This is a genomic window from Azonexus hydrophilus (genome assembly GCF_905120355.1).
In the GTDB taxonomy this organism is placed as follows: Bacteria; Pseudomonadota; Gammaproteobacteria; order Burkholderiales; family Rhodocyclaceae; genus Azonexus.
The window spans coordinates 163257-186437 of record NZ_CAJHOB010000001.1 but is presented as its reverse complement, the minus strand read 5'-3'; the positions used below and the strand labels follow the sequence as shown (position 1 = coordinate 186437).

Annotated in this window: 20 protein-coding genes; 14 read left to right on the top strand and 6 right to left on the bottom strand. The window is 60.2% G+C overall.

Going from position 1 to position 23181, the window contains the following annotated elements; all coding sequences use genetic code 11:
* Positions 1–8: 8 nt before the first annotated feature.
* Positions 9–1001: an efflux RND transporter periplasmic adaptor subunit gene (locus JYJ39_RS00835; RefSeq protein ID WP_021250124.1), complete on the bottom strand. Its 993-nt coding sequence runs from the start codon at positions 999–1001 to the stop codon at positions 9–11.
* A gap of 105 nt (positions 1002–1106) precedes the next feature.
* Here JYJ39_RS00835 and JYJ39_RS00830 point away from each other — a divergent pair, with 105 nt between their 5' ends.
* The gene (locus tag JYJ39_RS00830) at positions 1107–1763 is read left to right on the top strand and encodes a TetR/AcrR family transcriptional regulator (protein WP_021250123.1); all 657 of its coding nucleotides are present in this window, start codon (positions 1107–1109) and stop codon (positions 1761–1763) included.
* 130 nt (positions 1764–1893) lie between these two features.
* On the opposite strand, the gene creC is transcribed toward JYJ39_RS00830, so the two are convergent.
* On the bottom strand, positions 1894–3321 hold the full coding sequence (gene creC, locus JYJ39_RS00825) for a two-component system sensor histidine kinase CreC (protein ID WP_205201238.1): 1428 nt from the start codon (positions 3319–3321) through the stop codon (positions 1894–1896).
* 2 nt (positions 3322–3323) lie between these two features.
* Complete coding sequence (creB, locus tag JYJ39_RS00820) at positions 3324–3998, bottom strand: two-component system response regulator CreB (RefSeq protein ID WP_205201235.1); 675 nt, start codon at positions 3996–3998, stop codon at positions 3324–3326.
* A 124-nt stretch (positions 3999–4122) separates the two neighbouring features.
* On the opposite strand from creB, the gene JYJ39_RS00815 reads away from it, so the two are divergent.
* From JYJ39_RS00815 to bamC, 6 genes are all read left to right on the top strand, one after another.
* The gene (locus tag JYJ39_RS00815; RefSeq protein ID WP_205201233.1) at positions 4123–4770 is read left to right on the top strand and encodes a retropepsin-like aspartic protease family protein; all 648 of its coding nucleotides are present in this window, start codon (positions 4123–4125) and stop codon (positions 4768–4770) included.
* A gap of 4 nt (positions 4771–4774) precedes the next feature.
* Complete coding sequence (locus tag JYJ39_RS00810) at positions 4775–5365, top strand: CoA pyrophosphatase (protein ID WP_205201231.1); 591 nt, start codon at positions 4775–4777, stop codon at positions 5363–5365.
* Between the two features lie 40 nt (positions 5366–5405).
* Entirely contained in the window at positions 5406–6329 is a 924-nt protein-coding gene (locus JYJ39_RS00805) for a CobD/CbiB family protein (protein WP_205201229.1), read from the top strand.
* A gap of 24 nt (positions 6330–6353) precedes the next feature.
* Positions 6354–7535, top strand: a complete 1182-nt coding sequence (locus JYJ39_RS00800) for an acetyl-CoA C-acyltransferase family protein (RefSeq protein ID WP_205201227.1) — start codon at positions 6354–6356, stop codon at positions 7533–7535.
* 143 nt (positions 7536–7678) lie between these two features.
* Positions 7679–8557 carry a 4-hydroxy-tetrahydrodipicolinate synthase gene (gene dapA, locus JYJ39_RS00795; protein WP_205201225.1) on the top strand — a complete coding sequence of 293 codons (879 nt, stop codon included), beginning with the start codon at positions 7679–7681 and terminating at the stop codon, positions 8555–8557.
* Positions 8558–8564: 7 nt separating this feature from the next.
* Entirely contained in the window at positions 8565–9707 is a 1143-nt protein-coding gene (gene bamC / locus JYJ39_RS00790; RefSeq protein ID WP_205201222.1) for an outer membrane protein assembly factor BamC, read from the top strand.
* Between the two features lie 178 nt (positions 9708–9885).
* Here bamC and JYJ39_RS00785 read toward each other — a convergent pair whose 3' ends face one another.
* Both JYJ39_RS00785 and JYJ39_RS00780 read right to left on the bottom strand, forming a co-directional pair.
* Positions 9886–10143 (bottom strand): hypothetical protein, encoded by a 258-nt coding sequence (locus tag JYJ39_RS00785; protein ID WP_205201220.1) that lies wholly within the window; start codon positions 10141–10143, stop codon positions 9886–9888.
* A gap of 147 nt (positions 10144–10290) precedes the next feature.
* Positions 10291–10713, bottom strand: a complete 423-nt coding sequence (locus tag JYJ39_RS00780; protein ID WP_205201217.1) for a hypothetical protein — start codon at positions 10711–10713, stop codon at positions 10291–10293.
* Positions 10714–10819: 106 nt separating this feature from the next.
* Here JYJ39_RS00780 and rlmD point away from each other — a divergent pair, with 106 nt between their 5' ends.
* Positions 10820–12118: a 23S rRNA (uracil(1939)-C(5))-methyltransferase RlmD gene (rlmD, locus tag JYJ39_RS00775; protein ID WP_205201215.1), complete on the top strand. Its 1299-nt coding sequence runs from the start codon at positions 10820–10822 to the stop codon at positions 12116–12118.
* A 58-nt stretch (positions 12119–12176) separates the two neighbouring features.
* On the opposite strand, the gene JYJ39_RS00770 is transcribed toward rlmD, so the two are convergent.
* Positions 12177–12869, bottom strand: coding sequence for a Bax inhibitor-1/YccA family protein (locus JYJ39_RS00770; protein WP_205201213.1), 693 nt, complete (start codon positions 12867–12869; stop codon positions 12177–12179).
* A gap of 229 nt (positions 12870–13098) precedes the next feature.
* Between JYJ39_RS00770 and JYJ39_RS00765 the strand changes: the two genes are divergently transcribed.
* From JYJ39_RS00765 to leuC, 6 genes are all read left to right on the top strand, one after another.
* A complete protein-coding gene (locus JYJ39_RS00765) occupies positions 13099–17496 on the top strand; it encodes a response regulator (protein ID WP_205201211.1) in 4398 nt (1465 codons plus the stop codon).
* Positions 17493–18677 (top strand): response regulator, encoded by a 1185-nt coding sequence (locus JYJ39_RS00760; RefSeq protein ID WP_205201209.1) that lies wholly within the window; start codon positions 17493–17495, stop codon positions 18675–18677. Before JYJ39_RS00765 ends, JYJ39_RS00760 begins: the two co-directional genes overlap by 4 nt.
* A gap of 131 nt (positions 18678–18808) precedes the next feature.
* Positions 18809–19258, top strand: a complete 450-nt coding sequence (locus JYJ39_RS00755; RefSeq protein WP_205201206.1) for a CBS domain-containing protein — start codon at positions 18809–18811, stop codon at positions 19256–19258.
* A gap of 68 nt (positions 19259–19326) precedes the next feature.
* Positions 19327–20415: a chorismate synthase gene (aroC, locus tag JYJ39_RS00750; protein ID WP_205201197.1), complete on the top strand. Its 1089-nt coding sequence runs from the start codon at positions 19327–19329 to the stop codon at positions 20413–20415.
* A 116-nt stretch (positions 20416–20531) separates the two neighbouring features.
* Positions 20532–21722 carry an MFS transporter gene (locus tag JYJ39_RS00745; RefSeq protein ID WP_205201195.1) on the top strand — a complete coding sequence of 397 codons (1191 nt, stop codon included), beginning with the start codon at positions 20532–20534 and terminating at the stop codon, positions 21720–21722.
* Positions 21723–21767: 45 nt separating this feature from the next.
* Positions 21768–23174 (top strand): 3-isopropylmalate dehydratase large subunit, encoded by a 1407-nt coding sequence (gene leuC / locus JYJ39_RS00740; protein ID WP_205201193.1) that lies wholly within the window; start codon positions 21768–21770, stop codon positions 23172–23174.
* The last annotated feature ends 7 nt before the right edge of the window (positions 23175–23181 follow it).

Below are 23181 nucleotides of genomic sequence, written 5' to 3'. Positions count from 1 at the left end.
CGGGGTGATTAGGGCACCAAGCGGACAGTGGCTGGCATGCCCAGCCGTAGCTGGTCGTCAGGGTCCTTGACCAGTACGCGGACCTCATAGACAAGGCTCGTTCGTAGCTCTTCCGTTTGGACGGGTTTGGGCGTGAATTCCGCTACCGAGGAGATATATCCAACCTCCCCGGCGATGGATGCGTCAGGAAGTCCGTCTATTTTGACCTCAGCCGACATCCCTGGCCGGACACGGGCAAGCTGCGCCTCATTCACGTAAGCGCGTATCCATTTGGGTTGCACGATGGCCAAGGCGTAGACCGGTTTTTGTGGCGACGCCATGTCGCCCGGCTCGGCTAATCTGGAACGCACGACGGCATTGGTCGGAGCTTTCAATTCAGCCAGTGAAATGCGATGCCGGAGTAAAGCCAACGACTCTTCCGATGCCTTGAGCTGGGCTGCCGCCTGCTCGATGTCTTCAGAGCGCGGACCTAATTTGGCGAGGCGTAGGGCCATTGATTGGTCTTCAACTTTTGCACGAGCCGCCTTTAATGTCGCTGCGGCCCGGTCCAATTCCTGGCGGCTAACGCCTCGACCATGAGTTTCCTCTGCGATGGATTGCATCCGCTGGAAATCCAGCTCGGCCAACTTTGCATCGGTAGTAGCAGCATCCACCCGGGCCTGCGCCTGACCTATTTCTTCCGGGCGCGAACCGTTGCGTAAGCGCAGCAAAGCCTTCTTGTTTACCTCGATTTGAGCCTCGGTCTGAGCCGCCTGAAGCTCGAGCGTGCGAGTGTCGAGCACCGCCAGAACTTGGCCAGCTGTGACCTTCGCCCCTTCCTCAACCCGCATTTCAACAATGCGCTCGCTGTCCTGGAAGGCCAGTGAAACCTGACGGATGTCGACGTTGCCAAGCAGCGTGATGTCGTTCTTCTGCGAGGAGTTTCCGCTCCACAGCCAAGCGCTGACACCAACGACTCCAACAACTGCTATCGCAACTCCGGCGAGAATTTTCCGGTTCATATTCGATGCTCCTGCGCTTGACGTTCTCGATAGACGCACTATATTCAAATTCAATTTGAATTGCAACTATGGTAGCATTCGGGCATCAAGATTGGGTTGAAAACTATGGCTGGACGTAAGAGAGCAGCGCGTGCCGATGGAGATGCAACTCGAGCCCGCCTCCTGGAAGTTGCCGGGCAGCTATTTGCACGACTTGGCTATGCAGGGGCCGCAAACAAAGCGATTTGCGAAGCGGCCGGAACAGACCTTGCCGCCATCAATTACCACTTTGGCGGCCGCGACGGGTTGTATCAAGCAGTGCTCTTCGAAGGATATGAGCAGCTGATTAACCTTCAGAAGCTCAAGGAAATTCACGCTCGGCAGGATTCTGCGGAGAACAAACTATCCGCAGCCATCGACATGATTGTCGACCGGCTTTACGACGAAGGGGGCTGGCATGGACGTGTATTCGCCCGGGAGTTGGTTGCACCTTCTACCCACCTAGCAGCCCTCGTTCGAGAAGGGGTGATGCCGCGCTTCAAGCTCATGAGCGACATCCTTTCGGAAGTTACTGGATTCAGCGCACAGGACCCGGCGTTGTTGCGGTGCGTTCTGAGCGTCATCGCACCGATGTTGATGATGCTGGTAGTGGACCGCGATACGCCTACTCCATTTCGCGCATTGATGACGCGGCCCGCAGATGAACTCAAAAGCCATCTCAAGCATTTTGCTTTGGCAGGATTACTGGCCACCAAGGAGCAAGCCAGCCGCCGAGGTAGCTAACGCTACACCGCGACGCTACTCCAGACCGGTCGTTGCATCACCAAAGCATAGACTGACCGCTCAGGGTCGATAGCTGCTGTCTAGAAATCAGCGGCTGAAACGCCTCTTCGACCCAATTGCAACCGGAGTCCTAGGCACGCTGCAGCGTCAGATGCGCTTCCCCGCCACCCTCCGGATGATTCGCAAACCCCGCCTCGCCACCGTGCAGTCGCGCCACCTCCCGCACCAACGCCAACCCCAACCCCGTGCTCTTCTTCCCCGTCGCCGGTCGGGGCAGGGAGTAGAAGCGGTTGAAGAGTTGCGCCAGGGCGTAGTCGGGGGCGCCGGCGCCGTGGTCGCGGATGCGGATTTCGGCGGATTCTGCGGTTGAACGGAGAGTCAGCGCGATTTCACCGCCGTCGGGCGAGAACTCGATGGCGTTGTCGAGCAGGTTGAGGACGGCCTGGCGGAGCAGGAAGGCGTCGCCGTTGATGTTGATGCCCGGTTCGGCGTCGATCACGCAATGCAGGTCACGCGCGGCGAGCGCCAGCTGGCGGTCGGCGACGGCGGTTTTCAGGAGTTCGGCGAGGTCGACCGTCAGATTGGCGCCGGGCGCCTGCAGTTGTTCGACGCGGGCGAGTTGCAGCATGCGTTCGATGATGTCGCGCAGGCGCCCGGCCTGTTCGCCGATGCTGGCGGCGAAGCGGCGGCGGTCTTCCGGCGGGAGCTCGTCTTCGAGGATTTCGGCGGCGCCGATCACCGCCGTCAGCGGGCTTTTCATTTCGTGCGCCAGGTTCTGCACGTAGCGTTCGACGTACTGCTTGCCTTCGAGTTTTTCGCGCATTGTCGCCAGCGCCTGCGCCAGTTCGGAGAGTTGGCGGCCGCCGCCGCTCGGCGGTTCGGCCTTCTGCCCTTCGCTGACGGCGCGGGCGTAGTCGCGCAGGCGGTGGATCGACCAGCTGAGCCAGGCGGTGAACACCAGGCCGATCACCGCCGTCGCCAGCAGCAGCGTCAGGCCGGAGGCGCGCACGCGGTCGGTGGCGCGGTCGACGAAGGGGGCGATCGAGGTCATCGGCTTGGCCAGCGAGACGACGCCGATCAACTGGCCGTCGCGGCGCACCGGCGCGGCGACGTGCATCACCGAGGTGCTCGGGTCGTCCGGGTTGTAGCGGCTCTGGCGGGCGCCGTATTCGCCGCGCAGGACGCGGGCGACGTCGTTCCATTGCGAGAAGTCAGTACCCTGCGCCTGACCGGCTGAGTCGTAGACGACGACGCCGCGCGCGTCGGTGAGGTAGATGCGCAGGTCGACGCTGTCCTTCCTGATGCCGTAGATCTCGGCATTCGGATGGCGCTGCAGTGCGGCGGCGACGGCGTTGGCGAAGGCGCCGTCCTCGATGCGCCCGGCGGCGAGTTCGCCGGCGGCCAGTTCGGCGAGCAGGTTGGCGCTGTCGACCAGGCTTTCCTCGGTGGCCTGGCGGATGCTCGGCTCGCTCTCCTTGACGAAGGTGTACAGCACGAACCAGGCGGCCAGCCCGACCACCAGAAAGTAGCCGAAAAACAGGCGGACCGAGATGTTCATGCTCAGGCTGCCAGGCTGTAGCCGAGGCCGCGATGGGTGAGGATCACCTCGTCGTCGCGCACCGCGCGCAGCTTGCCGCGCAGCGTCTTGATGTGGGTGTCGACGGTGCGCTCCAGGCTTTCGCCGTCGTCCTGCCAGACCGCCGCCATGATCTGCGGCCGGCTCAGGATGCGCCCCGGGCGTTCGAGCAGCAGCGCCAGCAGCAGGTATTCGTAGCGGGTCAGCGCCAGCCACTGTCCGTGGTAGGCGATGCGCAGGCCGTCACGGTCGACGGCGAATTTCGCCGGTTTTTCAGGCTGACCGCGAGATTCGCCGTTGGCGTGCAGGCGGCGCAGGATGGCGCGCACCCGCGAGGCGACCTCGCGCGGGCTGAACGGCTTGGTCACGTAGTCGTCGCCGCCCAGTTCGAGGCCGACGATGCGGTCCACCTCGTCGGAACGGGCAGTGAGGAACAGCACCGGTAGGTCGGAGTCGCGGCGCAGCGCGCGGCAGACATCGAAGCCGGTGATGTCGGGCAGGCCGACATCGAGGACGACGAAATCGACGCCGCCCCGTTGCAGCCGCGCCAGCGCCTCGCTGCCCAGCGTGCAGCACTCGGTGGCGAAGCCCTCGGCGCGCAGCGCGTAGCTCAGCGTATCGGCGATGGCCGGTTCGTCGTCGACGATCAGGATGTTCATGATGGCGGCAATGATAAGCCATGCGGCAGGAATGGATCGCGCGTAGTGAGGACATCAGCAAGACAATGGCTTGTGGCAAAATGCTCCTCTGATTTCAATCGTTGGGCATTTTTAAGGGGCAAACATGCGGTTCCGTAAACCAGGTTGGCGGGTGCTGTTGCTGGCAGGCTTGGCGCTGCCTGGGGCTGCGGTTCAGGCGCAGGAAGTCGGACTGGCCGGCATCATGGGCAGCAAGGCCTTGCTGATGATCAATGGTGCGCCTCCCAGGGCTGTGCAGGCGGGCGCGACGATTGACGGCATCAAGCTGCTCTCGGTCCAGAGCGATCAGGTCGTCGTCGAGATTGCCGGGCGCAAGCGGCCGTTGCGGGTGGGGCAGCATGCGGTGGGGCTGGCGTCAGATGGTGCGGGCAAGGTGATTCTGACCGCCGATGGGCAGGGGCATTTCGTGACGACCGGTACGGTAAATGGAAATTCCGTACGCTTCCTGGTGGATACGGGGGCCAGCATGATTTCCCTGGGGGCAAGCGATGCGCGCCGGTTGGGGTTGGATCCGCGCAAGGGGCGGCAGGGTATTTCGCAAACGGCCAATGGTCAGACCCAGATCAGTATCGTTAAACTCGATCAGGTGCGTGTTGGCGGTATCGTGCTGCACCAGGTGGATGCGGCGATTCACTCGACCGACATGCCGGTTGCGCTGTTGGGCATGAGCTTCCTGAATCGCATGGAAATGCAGCGCGACGGTGCCACCATGACCTTGAAGAAACGCTTCTGAACGGATGTCTGATTTTTCTCTCGATCGTTTGCGTCAGCGGCTTTTGCCGGAGCCGACCGGTGAAGTGAAGGTGCTGGAAGATGGCGCGACGGGAGTGGCAGCGACGCCTGCCGCGGTCTTGTTTCCCATCGTTCAGCGCCCGCAGGGGCATACCGTGTTGCTGACACAGCGCACCGACCACTTGCGCGATCATGCGGGTCAGGTCAGCTTCCCAGGGGGGCGCGTTGATGCTGTGGACGTGTCGCCACAGGCGACGGCCTTGCGTGAAACGCAGGAAGAAATCGGTTTGTCGCCGAGTCACATCGAGATTTTTGGCTATCTGCCGCAGTACTACACGGGGACGGGTTTCGTTGTGACGCCTGTGGTCGGGCTCCTGACGCCGCCTTTTGAATTGCAGCCGGACCCATTCGAAGTGGCTGAGATTTTCGAGGTGCCGCTGTCTTTCCTGCTTGATCCCGCCAATCACCAGCGGCATTCCATTTTTTTGCGTGGTGCCTTGCGCCACTACTACGCCATGCCTTATGGGCGCTATTTCATCTGGGGCGCTACCGCCGGCATGATCCGTTCTTTGTCGGAAAGGCTTGTGGTATCTTGATACGCCTGTCGACTCTGGTGGCCACGAGCGCTGTTTTTGCATGAATCTTCTTGCCCTGATTGCCGTTTTTTTCATCGAGCAATACCAGCCGCTGGCGTATCGCAGGGTGGTCGGAGAGCCATTGCAGCATTGGGCGGATTTCATTGCCCAGCAATTCAATGCCGGACAACGCAGCCACGGAATTGCCGCCTGGCTGGTGGCGGTGCTGCTGCCAGTGCTGGCGTTGGGGCTGGTTTATTTTGTGCTGGCGAAGGTGAACGTCCTCCTCGGCTTCCTGTTGACCGTGTGCGTGCTTTACCTCGGCATGGGCTTTCGTCAATTCAGCCACCATTTCAGTGAGATTCAACTGGCTTTGCGCCTGGGGGATATTGAGCGGGCGCGGCAGGCGCTGGCCGACTGGCAGGGCCGCACACGAGAGCTGCTGAGTGCCGAGGAGGTTGCGGCGGAAGCTATCGAAACAGCGTTGCTGGCAGCGCATCGGCATGTCTTTGCGGTCATGCTCTGGTTTGTCCTTCTCCCCGGGCCTTGCGGCATCATTTTGTATCGACTGGCGCAGATCGTGCAGGAGCGGTGGGCGCAACAGGACGCAGAAACCGGTGACTTCGCACATTTTTCCCGTCGTGTTTTTGCCTGGCTGGACTGGTTGCCGCAGCGTGTCACGGCGGTGGCTTTCGCCATCGTCGGTAATTTTGAAGATGCCATCCATTGCTGGCGCAATCAGGTGCAGCAAGCTTTTGCCAAGCCGGAATCGGCTATCGTGCTGGCCAGTGGAGCGGGTGCGCTCGGTGTGCGCCTGGGTGGAGACCGTTTTGCCGAAGGCGAGGTTTCTGCTGTGCCGGAGTTCGGTGTCGGTGAGACCGCCGACCCGGATACACTTCAGCGCGCGGTAGGTTTGGTCTGGCGGGCGACAGTGTTATGGGTTATTTTGCTTTTTTCCCTGGGACTCGCCGCTGTGGTGGGTTGATCGGTTTTTTCGAGGAGGTTGTTCATGACTAGAGAAGTCGTTGTTCTGAGCGCAGTGCGTTCTGCCATTGGTGCTTTTGGCGGTTCTTTGTCCGACATGGAGCCCGCTGAGCTTGCCGGCAGCGTGATGAAGGAAGCTGTGGTGCGTTCCGGTGTTGATCCACAGCAGATCAACTATGTCACCGTGGGCAATTGCATCCCGACCGACTCGCGTTATGCCTATGTGCCCCGTGTTGCCAGCATTCAGGCCGGTCTGTCCATGGACTCCGTGGCCATGCAGGTCAATCGTCTGTGCTCTTCCGGTTTGCAGGGGATTGTGACGACTGCCCAGCAGATCATGCTGGGCGATTGCGATTACGGTATTGGTGGCGGCGTCGAAGTCATGTCGCGCGGCGGCTATCTGATGCCGGCATTGCGTACGGGCGCTCGCATGGGCGATACCAAGGCGATCGACATGATGGTTGCCGTGCTGACTGATCCGTTCGGTGTGGGTCACATGGGGATCACCGCCGAGAATCTCGCCACCAAGTGGGGCATCAGCCGTGAAGATCAGGATGCCTGTGCCCTTGAATCGCAGCGTCGTGCTGCTGCCGCCCAAGCTGCCGGTTACTTCAAGTCGCAGATCGTGCCCATCGTCAAGCAGACCCGCAAGGGTGAAGTGGTGTTCGATGCCGATGAGCATCTGAAGCCGGCTACCACGCTGGAGTCGCTGGCCAAGATGAAACCGGCCTTCAAGAAGGATGGCACGGTGACTGCGGGTAACGCTTCGGGCATCAACGACGGCGCGGCTTTCTTCGTGCTCGCTGCTGCCGACCTGGCGGCCAAGGCGGGTCAAAAGCCGCTGGCCCGTCTGGTGTCGTACGCAGTTGCAGGCGTTCCGAACGATGTCATGGGTGAAGGCCCGATCCCGGCGACCAAGCTGGCGCTGAAGAAAGCCGGTCTGACACTCGATCAGATGGATGTCATCGAATCGAACGAAGCTTTTGCGGCACAGGCTATCGCCGTTTCCAAGGGGCTGGACCTGGACCCGGTGAAAACCAACCCGAACGGCGGCGCAATTGCCTTGGGCCACCCGGTGGGCTGCTCCGGTGCCTTCATTGCCACCAAAGCGGTTTATGAATTGCAGCGAGTCGGCGGCAAGTATGCCCTGGTGACCATGTGTATCGGTGGTGGTCAGGGTATTGCCTGTATCTTCGAACGTATGTAAGCACTGATTTGCATAGAAACCCGCCGCCTTATCCGGCGGGTTTTTTGTGTGGTCTGTGTCGTGAAAAATTGCAAAATGTATAGCGTTTCGTTTGCGGAACGGCTTTCAGTTACAATCCCCGAGTTATTTTTGAGCCAAACTTCATGATTACCGGATCCATCGTCGCCATCGTTACCCCCATGCATGCAGATGGCAGTCTTGATCTCGATGCCCTGCGGCGTCTGGTCGATTTCCATGTGCAGGAAGGCAGTGATGCCATCGTCGTCGTCGGCACGACCGGCGAATCGCCTACTGTCGATGTCGAAGAGCATTGCACCCTGATCAAAACAACGGTTGAGCATGCTGCCGGACGCATTCCCGTGATTGCTGGCACCGGTGCCAATTCAACCGCTGAAGCCATTGAGCTGACGAAGTTTGCCAAGACGGCGGGTGCCGATATGGCGCTGTCAGTGGTGCCGTATTACAACAAACCCACCCAGGAAGGCTTGTACCGTCATTTCCGTACGATTGCCGAAGCGGTTGATCTGCCCGTGCTGCTCTACAACGTGCCCGGCCGCACCGTCGCCGACATGGCGAACGACACCATCCTGCGTCTGGCTGAAGTGCCGGGAATCGTCGGCGTCAAGGACGCCACCGGCAACATGGATCGCGCCTATGACCTGATCCAGCGTGCTCCCAAGGAGTTTGCCCTGTACAGCGGCGACGACCTTACCTGTGTGCTGTCGATCATGATGGGCTTCCATGGCAATATTTCCGTAACCGCCAATGTGGCGCCGCGCCTGATGCATGAGATGTGTGCGGCGGCGGCGGCGGGCAATGTCGGCAAGGCGCGCGAATTGCATTTCCGCCTGCTTGGCTTGCACCGGGATCTATTCTGCGAGGCCAATCCGATTCCCGTGAAGTGGGCGGTGCAGCGCATGGGGCTGATGGGTGAGGGCATTCGTTTGCCGCTGACACCGCTGGCTGATGCTAACCATGGACGTGTTCTGGCGGCCTTGCGCCAGGCAGGGATAGAGGTATAAAAAAGGCATGAAATTACAAAATCGTCGTTTGCCCGGCTTGACTCTGTGTGTGCTGGCCGCGGCCGTTGCTGGATGCAGCGGCAACATCATTCCGGAAGGGCGCAAGATCGAATACAAATCGGCGGGCAAGGTTCCTACTCTGGAAGTGCCGCCGGATCTTTCCAGCCTGCAACGCGACGACCGTTATCTGGTTCCTGACGATGCAGGTCGTGGTTCGGCAACATTCTCGGCTTATGCCGCAGAGCGTGAGCCGGGCGCGCAGGCAGGGCAATCCGCGATTCTGCCGCAAGTGGACAAGATTCGTGTCGAGCGTTCCGGCAATCAGCGTTGGCTGGTCGCTGCCATGCCGCCAGAGGCACTGTGGGACACGGTCAAGGAGTTCTGGCAGGAAACGGGGTTTATCGTCAATGTCGAGCGCCCGGAAGCAGGTGTGATGGAAACCGATTGGGCGGAAGACCGGGCCAAGATTCCTTCCGACATCATTCGCAACACGCTGGGGCGGATTCTCGATTCCCTTTACTCCACGGGCGAACGTGACAAGTTCCGTACCCGGCTGGAGCGCGGTAGTGAGGCTGGAACGACGGAAATCTACATCAGCCACCGAGGGATGGAAGAGGTCTACACCTCGGCGGCCAAAGACGATACCCGCTGGCAACCGCGTCCTGCTGATCCGGAGCTGGAAGCAGAAATGCTGCGGCGCCTGATGGTGCGTTTGGGGGCGGAAGAAAAACGTGCCGAAGCGGCTTTGGTCACGCAGAAAGTCGAGCCGCGGGCGCGTCTGGGAAGTGCTGAGGATGGCAGTGGCAAACTGGAAGTCTTTGACCGCTTTGACCGCGCCTGGCGTCGTGTCGGGTTGGCGCTTGATCGCATTGGTTTCACTGTCGAGGACCGCGACCGCTCGCGTGGTCTCTATTTTGTCCGCTATGTCGACCCTGACAAGGATAATGCCAGCAAGAAGCAGGATGGCTGGTTGTCCAAGCTGAATTTCTGGAGTGCTGAAAAACCTGTCGATACCCGTGGTCAGTACCGGATTTTCCTGGATGCTTCCGGTAGTAACACTTCGGTGCAGGTGCTGACGAACGAAGGTGGTGTCGATCGCTCCGAAACGGCACGCCGTATTCTCGGTCTGCTGCAGAAAGAATTGCGCTGACCTGCATCCTGGAGAAGATAATTCTCTGGACAATAAAAAACCGGGCTGGTCCCGGTTTTTTATTGCCCGAAGTAAATCTTTTCGGGGTGTGATTTGTGGCGACGTTCTTATCACTGGACGAAAACAGAAGACGAAAAAAACGGGACCGAAGTCCCGTTTTTGCAAGGCTAGAAGTGAATTACTTCTTTTCTTCAACAGCTTGGGCAGCAGCTTCGGCAGCCGGAGCAGCGGCTTCGCCTTCAGCAGCCGGAGCAGCGGCTTCGCCTTCAGCGGCCGGAGCAGCGGCTTCGCCTTCAGCGGCCGGAGCAGCTTGTTCAGCGGCCGGGGCAGCTTGTTCGACCGGAGCCGGAGCCGGAGCAACCGGTTCTTCCTTCTTACCGCAAGCGCTCAGGGCGACGGCAAACAGGGCAGCAAAGAGAATAGACAGCTTGTTCATGAGATTTCCTTATCGACAAGAAACAACTACAAAGAGATTACACAATCCGATTCGGTGTTGGGCCGGTCAGCAAGCGCCGATCCGGCCGCGATTATAGCGAAAAATCGTGCTGCAATGCAGCGAGATGCGCTAGTGGCCCCAAGAATGTCATAAGCCGAGAGACGTTTGCAACAGGTTTTTCCCCGATTCCTGCCAGATTTCATCGAAGCGTTGCTGATAGGGTAAAACTTCTTCCGGGCTGTTTTCGATCAATACGCTGCGTGGCAGCGTTTTTTCGAAGCGGATCAGCGCATTTTGTCGGTCGACAATCAAAATTGCATCACGCAGTTCGGAGAGTGCTCTTGACGTTTGGCGGACCTGCGCGCGGTGTGACCAAGTTTGTAACGTTTGGTAAATACGCGGTGCTTTGACAAGAAAATGCCGGCTGTCACGTAGCACCACGCGTAAGGGGGCTTCGTTCTGAGTGGCCAGGAGTGTGGTCAGAAGCGCCAGACGCTGCGGGTTTTCCCAGTGCAGATTGGCTAGGTCGCCATCGAAGACGCAGATACTGTGCGCGCAGCGTGCCAGCAAGGCATCCGCTGCGGCCAGGTAGTCTCCCCAGGTAGTGAGCAATGTGCGCGCCATGTCCCGGACTATAACCGAATTGATAGAATCTGCCCTTTTTGCGGAGCCTATCGTGCCCACGGGGATTATTGAATCACTGGATCATGAAGCGCGTGGCATTACCCGGCGCGAGGGCAAGACAATTTTCGTTGATGGTGCCTTGCCCGGCGAATGTGTCGAATATGCGAGCTTTCGCCAAAAGCCAAAATACGAGCTGGCGCATCTAGTGAAAGTACAGCGCGCTTCGGCGGCGCGTGTCGAACCGGTTTGCCCGCACTTTGGCATCTGCGGCGGCTGTGCAATGCAGCATATGCATCCGGCGGGTCAGCTGGCAGCCAAGCAGCGGGTGCTGGAAGACAGTCTGTGGCATATCGGCCGCGTGCGTCCGGCGCAGGTCTTGCCGCCGATACAGGGAGCGGCCTGGGCGTATCGGCATCGTGCGCGTCTCGGTGTGCGTAAACTGGCGTCGCGCGGTGGCATGTTGATTGGATTTCACGAGTGGCGCAGCAGTTATATTGCCGACATTCGTACTTGCCCGGTGTTGCTGCCGCAGGCGTCGAACCTGCTCATGCCGCTGCGTGAATTGCTCGGGGGGTTGAGCATTGCCGAGCGTTTGCCACAAATCGAAATTGCTGTCGGCGAAAAATGCACGGCGATCGTGCTGCGGATTCTGCAGCAGTTGAGCCGCCGCGACGAAGAGGCATTGCGGGCGTTTGCAGATCGACATCAGGTGGTGTTTTATCTGCAGCCCAAAGGTCCGGACAGTGTGGTGCGCTTTTATCCGTTGCCGGGTCCGCGCCTGTCATATCTGCTGCCGGAGTTCGATCTGGAGCTGGAGTTTCGCCCGACTGATTTCACCCAGGTAAATCACGCCATGAACCGGGTCATGGTGCGGCGTGCCCTGCAACTCCTTGATCCTCAGCCGGGCGAACGTATTGCTGACATGTTCTGTGGTCTTGGCAATTTCACCCTGCCGATTGCCCGACGAGGGGCCGAGGTGGTGGGTGTCGAGGGCAGTCCCGCGCTGGTGGCGCGTGGGCATCAGGCGGCGCGGGCAAATGCGTTGGCCGAGAAAGTGTCCTTTGTCGCGGCCAATCTGTTCAATAGTACGGAAGACTGGCTGGCCGGGCTGGGCAGGTTCGACAAGATGCTGATCGACCCACCACGCGAGGGGGCACTTGAGTTATGCAAGGCGCTGGGCGGCGACGCGCCTCGGCGTCTGGTGTATGTGTCCTGCAATCCGGCGACGCTGGCACGCGATGCGGGTGTGCTGACCAGTCTCAAGGGATATCGCTTGCAGGCAGCGGGGATCGTTAACATGTTTCCCCATACGGCGCATGTGGAGTCGATCGCCTTGTTCGAGCGGGAATAAAAAACGGCGGGTGCCAGACCCGCCGCTTGAACTGGTTGCAGAAAGAATCTGCGCCTGCTTAGTCGCGTTCGCCAGTGAAGGCCATGATCAGTTGCAACAGGCCGACGAACACGTTGTAAACATCAAGATACACGGCCAGGGTGGCGGTAACGTAGCTCGTTTCGCCACCATGCACGATGCGGTTGATGTCGTACAGGATGTAGGCCGAGAAAATGCCGACCACGGCGGCAGAAATGGCCAGGGACAGGGCGGGGATCTGGAAGAAGATGTTGGCGACAATGGCCAGCAGCACCAGGATCACTCCGGCGAACAGGAAATTTCCCATGCCGCTGAAATCACGCTTGGTGGTTGCGGCAATCGAAGACAGCGTCAGGAAGATTGCGCCGGTACCTCCGGCGGCGAGGGCAATCATCGAACCGCCGTTGCTGAAGCCCAGGGCATACTGCAGGATGCGTGAGAGCATCAGGCCCATGAAGAAGGTGAAACCAAGCAGCAGGGCAACGCCCAGGCCGCTGTTCTTGTTCTTTTCAATGCCCCACATGAAGCCGAAGGCAATGCCCATGAACAGCAGGAAGGAAATCAGCGGGCTGCCGGCAAAAAAGGAAAAGCCCATCTGAATGCCTGCCAGAGCACCCAGTACGGTCGGTACCATGGAAATGCCGAGCAGCATGTAGGTGTTGCGCAGAACGCGGTTTTGCTGGGGGGTTTCGGCCAGCGTGCCGGAGCGATTGATTTCGTACGGAGTGGTCATAACGGGTTCCAGAAAATGTGAATGGCGTGCAGCGTAGCTTAGAGTCGCAAAAGTATCAAACGGCTCACGGTGTTGTGTGACGGTTTTTGCTACAAGTGTCACCGTTCATGAGTGAGTCATGCACCGAATCAAGGCGGGCTTCTTGCTGTTCGCAGTGCGATTGTTTCAGGATTGTGAGGTGCGGTTCTGACTGGCATACTGAAAGCCCCGCCGCCCGGAACGAAAAGCCATGGCCTCACCCCGTCTGAGCATACGAGAAAGCCTGGTGCTGCAGGCTTTCCTGATTGTGCTGGCCACCTTGCTGTTGTTTGCCTTCAGCGCCTATCGTTTCATCATCGTGCCGGCGATTGAGAATATTGCTCAATCCCAGCTTGACCAAGGCGTCACCCAGATTCAGGCGCGCATGCAACGGTTGCTGGCGACGGTGGAGACGACACTCGATACCAGTTATCAATGGGGCCGGGATGGCACGCTGAAACACGATGAGCTGCTGCGTTTCAATCAGTTCTTCTTTCCGGTCATTCAGAATCATAAAGAGATTTCTTCCGTCATTTTTGCACGTGAGTCCGGGCAGGAAATCCTGCTCCTGCAACAGGATGATGGCCGTTGGGTTAATCGCATCAGTCATCCGGAGGCTTGGGGCAAGCAGACCTTCTGGCTGACCTGGAGTCCGGACGGGCAACTGGAAACGGTTGAAATGCGGGAGCACGATTACGACGCGCGTACCCGTCCTTGGTTCATGGGTGCCATGGCGCTGGCGGAAGAGGGGGAACGTTTCTGGACCCAGCCGTATACTTTCTTTACGACACGGGAACCCGGTATCACCGCAGCGCGGCGCTGGACAGATGCCGATGGCGGGCGTTATGTCATTGCGCATGATGTCAGGCTGCTTGATATTTCCCGATTCACCACCACTCTGCAGGTAGGGCAGCATGGTCTGGCCATGCTGATGGCGGCGGCAGATTCCAAGCTGATCGGTTTGCCGAATCATCCGCGTTTCCAGCAGATCGATGCCATCCGTGGGGCGGTGCTGAAAACGCCTGATGAGCTCGATATCCCTTCCCTGTCGCAGGGTTTCGCCAAATGGCAGGCGGCGCAGGAGCCGCAGAACAGCCTGCTGCCTTATCGCCTAGATGGGAAGGACTGGTTTGCCTATTTTCGGCCCCTGGATCTGGGGGAACAGAAATTCTGGCTAGGGGTGTTTGCGCCCGAGGAGGATTTCATGCCAGGACAGGCGGACGAGGTGGTGTTGCTCGGCGTGCTGGCGTTGGGCGCGTTGGCTTTTGCTTTTGTCGTTGCCTGGCGCATGGCGGCGCGGTTTTCCCGGCCGCTGGAACAGTTGACGGCGGAAAGCCAGAGATTGGGCGCTATGCAGTTGGAAGCGCCGGTACAGGTGGCGTCTTCCTGGCGTGAAATTGATGCGCTCGCCGTCGCTCAGGATGCCATGCGCCGCGCATTGCTGGGAGCTACTCGTTCGCTCGCGGAGAGCAATCTGAATTTGGAGGAGAAGGTGCTGGAGCGGACGCACCAGCTGGCGGAAATCAAGTCGGCGGCTGAGCATTCACGCCGTTTGCTGATGGATATGGCGGATTCACTACCGTGTGCGGTTTTCCGCTATGAACGGCCGATAGATGGAGATGAAGGATTTGTCTTCATCAGCAGCAAAGTCAGTGAGATTTACGGTTACAACCACCTGGAAATTCTGGCTGAGCCTGAGCTGCGCTGGAACCATGTACTGCCGGAAGATCGCCAGCGGGGCCAGATACTGCTGCAGAGCGCCATCAAGGAAGGGTGCGGGGGGAGTTTCGTGGAGCGTGTCCAGCTTCCCGGGCAACACTTGCGCTGGGTGGAAACGCGCCTGGAAATGACCTCTACGGCGGATGGTGGCCAGAGCTGGAACGGCTACTGGCTGGATGTGACCGAGCAGCAGCTGGCCAAGCAGGAGCTGGCCGATCAGCTGCTGTTTCAGGCCGGGTTGATCGATACCCTGCCCAATCCCCTCTTCTTCAAAGATCCGGCAGGGCGGTTTCTTGGCTGCAACAAGGCTTACGAGCAGGCTTTTGCGACGCGACGCGACTACCTGCTTGGCAAGACAGTGCTGGAGCTTGATTATCTGCCTGTGGCGGATCGTCAGACCTTCCACGCCGAAGACATGGACCTGATCCGGCGCTCGGCAGCGGTGGTGCGGGAGCTGGAAATCAGTTTTGGCGACGGCAGCCGCCATCAGGTGATGTACTCGGTCAGTGGTTTCCGGCTCGCTGATGGGCGTCCGGGGGGGCTGATCGGCGTGCTGGTCGATATCAGTCCGCTGAAACAGGCGCAGGAAGCGCTGCTGCGCGCCAAAGAAGTGGCGGAAGAGGCGACGCGGATGAAATCGGATTTCCTGGCCAATATGAGCCACGAAATCCGGACGCCGATGAATTCCATCATCGGCATGTCCCACCTGGCGTTGAAGACGGCGCTGACACCCCGGCAGCAGGATTATCTGCGCAAGATCCAGCAATCTGGTCAGCACCTCCTGGGCATCATCAATGACATTCTCGACTTTTCCAAGATCGAAGCCGGCAAACTCACTGTCGAACGGGTCGAGTTCGATCTGGAACAGGTCCTGGAAAATGTGAGCAACCTGGTGGTCGAGAAAGCCGCAGACAAGGGGTTGGAGCTGATTTTCCAGGTAGACCAGGATGTGCCACGGAATTTGCTGGGTGACCCTTTGCGGCTGGGGCAGGTGCTCATCAATTACGCCAACAATGCGGTCAAGTTTACGGAGCAGGGCGAAATCGACATTCTGGTCCAGCTCAAGGAAAGCAGCGTGGATGAGGTCGTGCTCTACTTCGCTGTGCGTGATACGGGTATCGGGTTGAGTCCGGCACAGCAGGAGCGACTGTTCCAGAGTTTTCAGCAGGCCGATACGTCCACGACCCGACGCTACGGCGGCACCGGGCTGGGGTTGGCGATTTCCCGGCGTCTGGCCGAACTCATGGGCGGCGAGGTGGGGGTGGTGTCCACATTGGGTGAGGGCTCCACTTTCTGGTTCACTGCCCGGCTGGGGCGCGGCACGCAGGCCAGTCAGCCCCGTGTGTTCCCCCATGAACTGTGTGGCCAGCAGGTGCTGGTGGTGGATGACAATGAGAATGCACGCAAGGTCATCGGTGAGATGCTCAAGGCCATGCAGCTGACGGTGGCGGAGGCGGATAGCGGCCCGGCAGCGATCGCCTTGATCCAGTCCTCGCTGGCACAGCAAAAACCTTTCCAGGTGGTGCTGCTGGACTGGCAGATGCCCGGCATGGATGGCGTCGAAGTGGCTCGTGTCCTGCGCGCCCAGTTGGGAAACCAGTGCCCGCGCCTGGTCATGGTGACGGCACATGGGCGAGAGGAAGTGCTGCATGGGGCGCGTCAGGCCGGTATGGAAAATGTGCTGATCAAGCCCGTGAGCGCTTCCTTGCTTTATGACGAGATGCGGCGCCTGCTGGGCGGAGGGGGCGAGGCCGTTGAGGAAGGTGTGATTTCGCCGCTTCCTGCTTCCCGGCATGGCCTGGAGACTCTGGCGGGGGCCCGCATCCTGCTGGTTGAAGACAACGAGATGAATCAGCAGGTGGCCAGTGAGCTGCTCGCCGATGCGGGTTTTCAGGTTGATCTGGCGGCAGATGGTGCCCAGGCAGTGGAGAAAGTGGGCAGCGCCCTGCCGTCCTATGACCTCATTCTCATGGACATGCAGATGCCGGTGATGGATGGTCTGGAGGCCACCCGCCGCTTGCGGGCCCAGGGCTGTACTTTGCCCATCGTGGCAATGACGGCAAATGCCATGCAGAGTGACCGGGAGCGTTGCCTTGAGGCCGGCATGAATGATCATGTCGCCAAACCAGTCGAGCCGGTCCAGTTGTGGGCCGCCCTGCGTCGCTGGATTCAACCCCGGCCAGGGTTGGGGGATGGGGGCGCGGCGGGCAGCGTGGGGGATAAATCTGCACGCGCAGACCCCGTGAATGCTGCGCAGATACCCCGGCCCGGTGCGATTGCCGGGCTGGATGTGCGTTCTGGCTTGGCTCGGGTGATGGGAAAGACTGCCCTGTACCGGACCATGCTGGAGAAATTCGTCAGTGGTCAGGCGGATGCGGTGGCACAGCTGCAAACCGCGTTGGGGCAGGAGGACTGGACACTGGCCGAGCGTCTGGCACACAACATCAAAGGAGGTGCCGGCAACATAGGGGCGCAACCGGTACAGGTTGCTGCCGCAGCGTTGGAACATGCGTGTCGCGAACGCGATGCGCAGGCCGCACGTACCGGGCTGGCCCGCCTGGCGCCTGAGCTTGAAGCCTGCCGTACGGCGCTGCAGGCTTTTCTGGCCAACACAGCACCAGCTGCCGCACAGCCTGCTGCGGGCAATGTGTCTCCTCAGGATGCGGCCCGTCTGCCACAGGTGTTGCAGCGGCTGGCTGGGTTGCTGGCGGACGATGATGCCGAGGCCGCAGATGTCCTGGATGCCGAGCGGATGCTGCTGGAGCGCGGCCTGGGGCCGCATTTTGCGGCCGTGGAGCGCGCCATGCGCGGGTTTGAATTCGAGACGGCGCTGGCTGGCCTGAAGCAGGCGGCTGCGGCGGGTGGCATTACCCTGGGAGACTTGTCATGACGCAAGCACTGGATTTCACCAGCAAGCCCACCGTGCTGGTGGTGGACGATCTGCCGGACAATCTGACCTTGATGAGTAAGCTGCTCAAGGACGAGTACAAGGTAAAGGTGGCCAACCATGGTGAGAAAGCCCTGAAAATCGCGCTCTCCGATCATCCTCCGGACCTGATCCTGCTCGACATCATGATGCCGGACATGGATGGCTACGAAGTCTGCTCGCGGCTCAAGGCCAATCCGGCGAGCTGGAACATTCCCATCATTTTCCTGACCGCCAAGGCGGAGGTGGAAGATGAGCGACGTGGGCTGGAACTGGGGGCGGTCGATTACATCACCAAGCCGATCAGTCCGCCCATCGTTCTGGCGCGTGTTGCTGCGCATCTGCAACTGAAGGCAAGCGCCGATTTCCTGCGCGACAAAGCGGCCTTTCTGGAAAGCGAGGTGGCCAAACGCACCCGCGAACTCCAGGCGATTCAGGATGTGACCATCCTGGTCATGGCATCGCTGGCCGAAACGCGGGATAACGAAACCGGCAACCATATCCGTCGTACCCAGCATTACGTGCGTGCGCTGGCGCAGCACCTGCGGTCGCATCCTTTCTGGGCGGTCAGGCTGACCGATGCCTACATCGATACACTGTACAAATCCGCGCCGCTGCACGACATCGGTAAAGTGGGCATTCCTGACCGCATTCTGCTCAAGCCAGGCCGACTCACAACGGAAGAGTTTGAGGTCATGAAGACCCACCCTGCCTTGGGGCGGGATGCCATCGAGCACGCCGAGAAACAGTTGGGAATGACGGTGGACTTTCTTGCCTGCGCCAAGGAGATTGCCTACAGCCACCAGGAGAAATGGGATGGTAGCGGCTATCCGGAGGGGCTTGCGGGAACGGACATTCCCCTTTCGGCCCGGCTCATGGCCTTGGCGGACGTGTACGATGCACTCATCAGTCGGCGGGTGTACAAGGCGCCGATGAGTCATGCCGCGGCGACGGAAATCATCTTGGCCGGGCTGGGCAGTCACTTCGATCCGGACGTGGTGGACGCCTTTCTGGCCATCCAAGATGAGTTCCAGTCGATTGCCCAGCGCTTTGCCGACAGCGAACAGGATAGGGAACGCGAGCTGGCGCGTCTCGAAGCCGAGACCGCAGAGAACATCGAGCTGGGGGATGCGGCCAAGGGGTGATACCTGCACGGTTGGGCGATGGCGCGATCAATGGTGCATTGCATCTCTGGCCCGCTCCCGGTTTTGCGTATCGTCTTGGCTTCCACTAATATCCCCCAGATTCGAGTTGTGGGAACACGGAGAGAATCAATATGCTGGTCAAGGAAATCTTGCGGGTGAAGGGCGGGGCGCTGTATACGACGACGCCTGAGCAGAACCTGGAGGCCGTGGTGGCAGCCATGGCTGATCTCGATGTCGGTTCGCTGGTGGTCATGGCAGGGGGCAAGATGGTGGGGCTGGTGACTTTCCGTGAGGTTTTGCAGGCCGTGAAAGCTGCGAACCAGACGGGGCTCTGGCCTACTGTGCGTGAAGTGATGGTGTCCGCTCCGGTGACTGTGCCCCCGGCCATGGATGCCTTTAGCCTGCGCCGCCTGATGATCGAAAAACATTCGCGCTATGTGCCGGTGGTCGAGGATGGCGATTTGCAGGGCGTGATTTCCTTCCTTGATGTGGCGAAAGCCGTGCTCGAAGAGCAAAGCCTGGAAAATACGCTGCTCAAGAACTACATCAAGAACTGGCCGGAAGAAGCAGCCGAAGCCTGAGTGCAACCGGAGCGGTGCATTGTCGCCGTGCTAAAATCCGCACCCTCTTGAGCGTGCGGTGGTGAGCGATGTCAGGCAATACTTTCGGGACTTTATTTACAGTCACTTCCTTTGGCGAGTCGCATGGTCAGGGGATCGGCTGTGTTGTCGACGGCTGCCCACCGGGCCTGGCACTGGATGCGGCAGACATCCAGCAGGAGCTGGACCGGCGAAAACCCGGCACTTCCCGACATGTGACGCAGCGCCGTGAGCCGGATACGGTGGAGATTCTTTCCGGTGTTTTCGAGGGCAAGACGACCGGCACGCCGATTGCCCTGCTGATCCGCAACCAGGATCAGCGCAGCAAGGATTACGGCAACATTGCCAGTACCTTCCGCCCCGGCCATGCCGACTATGTGTATACGCAGAAATATGGTTTCCGCGATTATCGTGGCGGAGGTCGTTCATCGGCGCGCGAAACCGCGGTCCGCGTGGCAGCCGGGGCGATCGCCAGGAAATGGCTGCGGGAACACCATGGCATCAGTATTCGCGGCTGGATGAGTGCGCTCGGGCCGATCGACATTCCTTTTATCAGCGCGGAAGCCATCGAGCAGAACCCGTTTTTTGCACCCAACGCCGACATCGTGCCGGAGCTGGAAAACTACATGGATGCGCTACGCAAGTCGCTTGACTCGGTGGGCGCCCGCATCACGGTCACGGCCCAGGGCGTGCCGCCGGGCTGGGGCGAGCCGGTATTCGACCGGCTGGATGCCGAGATCGCTTACGCCATGATGAGCATCAATGCGGTGAAAGGCGTGGAAATCGGTGCGGGTTTTGCGTCAGTGGCGCAAAAAGGCAGCGAGCATGGCGACGAAATGACGCCGCAGGGGTTTCTCAGCAATCACGCGGGCGGCATTCTTGGCGGCTTGTCCACGGGGCAGGAAATCGTTGTCAACATGGCGATCAAACCGACTTCCTCCATTGCCCAGCCGCGGCGCTCGATTGATGTGGCGGGGAATGCCGTCGACGTGGCGACACAGGGGCGGCATGACCCGTGTGTCGGCATTCGCGCGACACCGATTGCCGAGGCGATGCTGGCGCTGGTGCTGATGGATCACGCGCTGCGGCACCGCGCGCAGTGCGCCGATGTGCGCTGCACGACACCGCGTATCGCCTGAACCGTGGCCGGGTTGGGGCGTTCCGTCCTGCCTGCGGCGGCAGCGGTATTGCCTGAACTAGGCGCGGCAGCGCAGAGAGACACAGAATTGCCAGCTTCCCTGCAGCCGCATTGCTTATGACGGCGCACAAGGCTTTTCCCTACGCGCGGTTGGCCGCGTACTATTTTTTCTATTTCGCCTTCATTGGCGCTTTCTCGCCTTATTTCGGCCTGTACCTGCAAGCGATCGAGTTTTCGGCGCTGGATATCGGCCTGCTGATGTCGCAGATGCAGTTGATGCGCGTCTTCGGTCCCAATGTCTGGGGCTGGGTGGTGGACCGCTTTGGCTACCGCTTGCGCATTATTCGCCTGGCGGGCTTGATCGGCCTGCTCGGTTTTGTCAGCTTCTTCTGGCTCGACCGTTTGCCTAGCATGTTGCTGGCAATGGCCGTGCTGGCGTTTTTCTGGAGCGGCGCCCTGCCATTGGTCGAAATGTTGACTTTCGATCATCTGCGCGAGGAAGGCGGGCGTTATGGCCCGGTGCGGGTCTGGGGATCGGTCGGTTTCATCGTTGCGGTGCTGGCGACCGGCCTGCTGCTCGATTTCATGCCACCTGTTGGCGTGTTGTGGGCATGCACCCTGATCCTGGCAGGTTTGCTGCTGCTGGCGCTTAGCCTGCCAGAAGCGCCGCCCCATCCGGCAGGTTCACCGGCAGCGCCCATCATGGTGGTCCTGCGCCGGCCGCCGGTGCTGGCGCTGATGCTGGCGTGCACCGCCATGTCGACCGCGCATGGTGGGTTCTATGTTTTCTTCTCCATCCACCTGAGCGATCATGGTTATGGCAAGGCCATGATCGGTTTGCTCTGGTCGCTGGGGGTGCTGGCCGAGATTGGCGTGTTTTTGTTGATGCCACGGCTGCTGCGGCGGTTTTCCCTGCGCGCCATCCTGCTGGTGAGTTTTGCTGCGGCGGTACCGCGTTTCCTGCTCATGGGCTGGGCCGTCGACTCGTTGTTGACCATGCTGCTGGTGCAGTCACTGCACGGGCTGACGTTTGGTGCCTACCATGCGGCCGCCATTGCGGCGGTTAACCAGTATTTTCCTCAGCAGCTGCGGGGGCGCGGGCAGGCGCTTTATTCGAGCTTGTCCTTTGGTGCCGGCGGCCTGCTCGGTGCGCTGCTGAGCGGGCTTTTCTGGGAGCCGTGGGGGGCAGGCTGGGTTTTTGCCCTGGCAGCGGTGTTCGGGTTGCTCGGTTTTTGCCTGATCTGGCGCTGGTTTGCCGAAGCCGGGGCCACTGGGGTGAGGGGCGAAAATCTTCCCGAAAACGCCTGAGTCCTGTGCAATAATCCAGCGTTTTGCCGATTTTTCAGGTCAGCCATGCCCAAGACACTTTACGACAAATTGTGGGAGAACCATGTCGTCCATCAGGAAGAGGACGGCACGGCGCTGCTTTACATCGATCGCCACCTGGTGCATGAAGTCACCAGCCCGCAGGCTTTTGAAGGTTTGAAACTGGCCGGGCGCAAGCCGTGGCGGGTTTCCTCCATCGTGTCGACGCCGGATCACAACACGCCGACCGATCACTGGGACGAAGGTATCAAGGATCCGATTTCCCGCCTGCAGGTCGAGACACTCGACGCCAATATCCGGGAGTTTGGTGCCTTGGCCTATTTCCCGTTCAAGGATGCGCGGATGGGCATCCTGCACGTGGTTGGCCCGGAAAATGGCGCCACCCTGCCGGGGATGACCGTGGTGTGTGGCGATTCGCACACGTCGACGCACGGCGCTTTCGCCTGTCTGGCGCATGGCATCGGTACTTCGGAAGTCGAGCATGTGCTGGCGACCCAGTGTCTGGTGCAGAAGAAGTCGAAAACCATGCTGGTGGCGGTAGAGGGCCAGTTGGGCCCGGGCGTGACCGCCAAGGACGTCGCCCTGGCCATCATTGGTACCATTGGTACGGCGGGTGGGACCGGCTACGCCATCGAGTTCGGTGGCAGCGCCATTCGCAGTCTGTCGATGGAAGGCCGCATGACGCTGTGCAACATGGCGATCGAAGGCGGGGCGCGCATGGGCTTTGTGGCCGTTGATGATACGACCATCGAATACCTCAGGGACCGCCCCTTCTCGCCGAAGGGCGATATCTGGGAGCAGGCAGTGGCCTACTGGCGTACCCTGCATTCCGATGCCGGTGCCTCGTTCGACCGGACCGTGACGCTGCGGGCGGAAGACATTCGACCGCAGGTGACCTGGGGGACTTCGCCTGAAATGGTCGTGCCGGTTGATGCCGTAGTGCCCGATCCGGCACGGGAAAACGATCCAGTCAAGCGCGAGGGCATGGAGCGGGCGCTGAAATACATGGGGCTGCAAGCGAATACGCCGATGACCTCGATTGCTATCGACAAGGTGTTCATCGGTTCGTGCACCAATTCGCGTATCGAGGATCTGCGCGAGGCCGCGGCAGTGATCCAGGGCAAGCATATTGCTCCCAACGTCAAGCTGGCGCTGGCAGTACCGGGTTCAGGGCTGGTCAAGCGTCAGGCCGAGGCCGAAGGTCTGGACAAGATCTTCATTGCCGCTGGCTTTGAATGGCGCGAACCGGGCTGTTCGATGTGCCTGGCGATGAATGCCGATCGTCTGGAACCTGGCGAGCGCTGCGCCTCGACCTCGAACCGTAATTTCGAAGGGCGGCAGGGCGCCGGTGGACGTACGCACCTGCTCAGCCCGGCCATGGCAGCGGCGGCGGCGATTGCCGGACATTTCGCCGATGTGCGCGATCTGCGCTGAGGAGTGG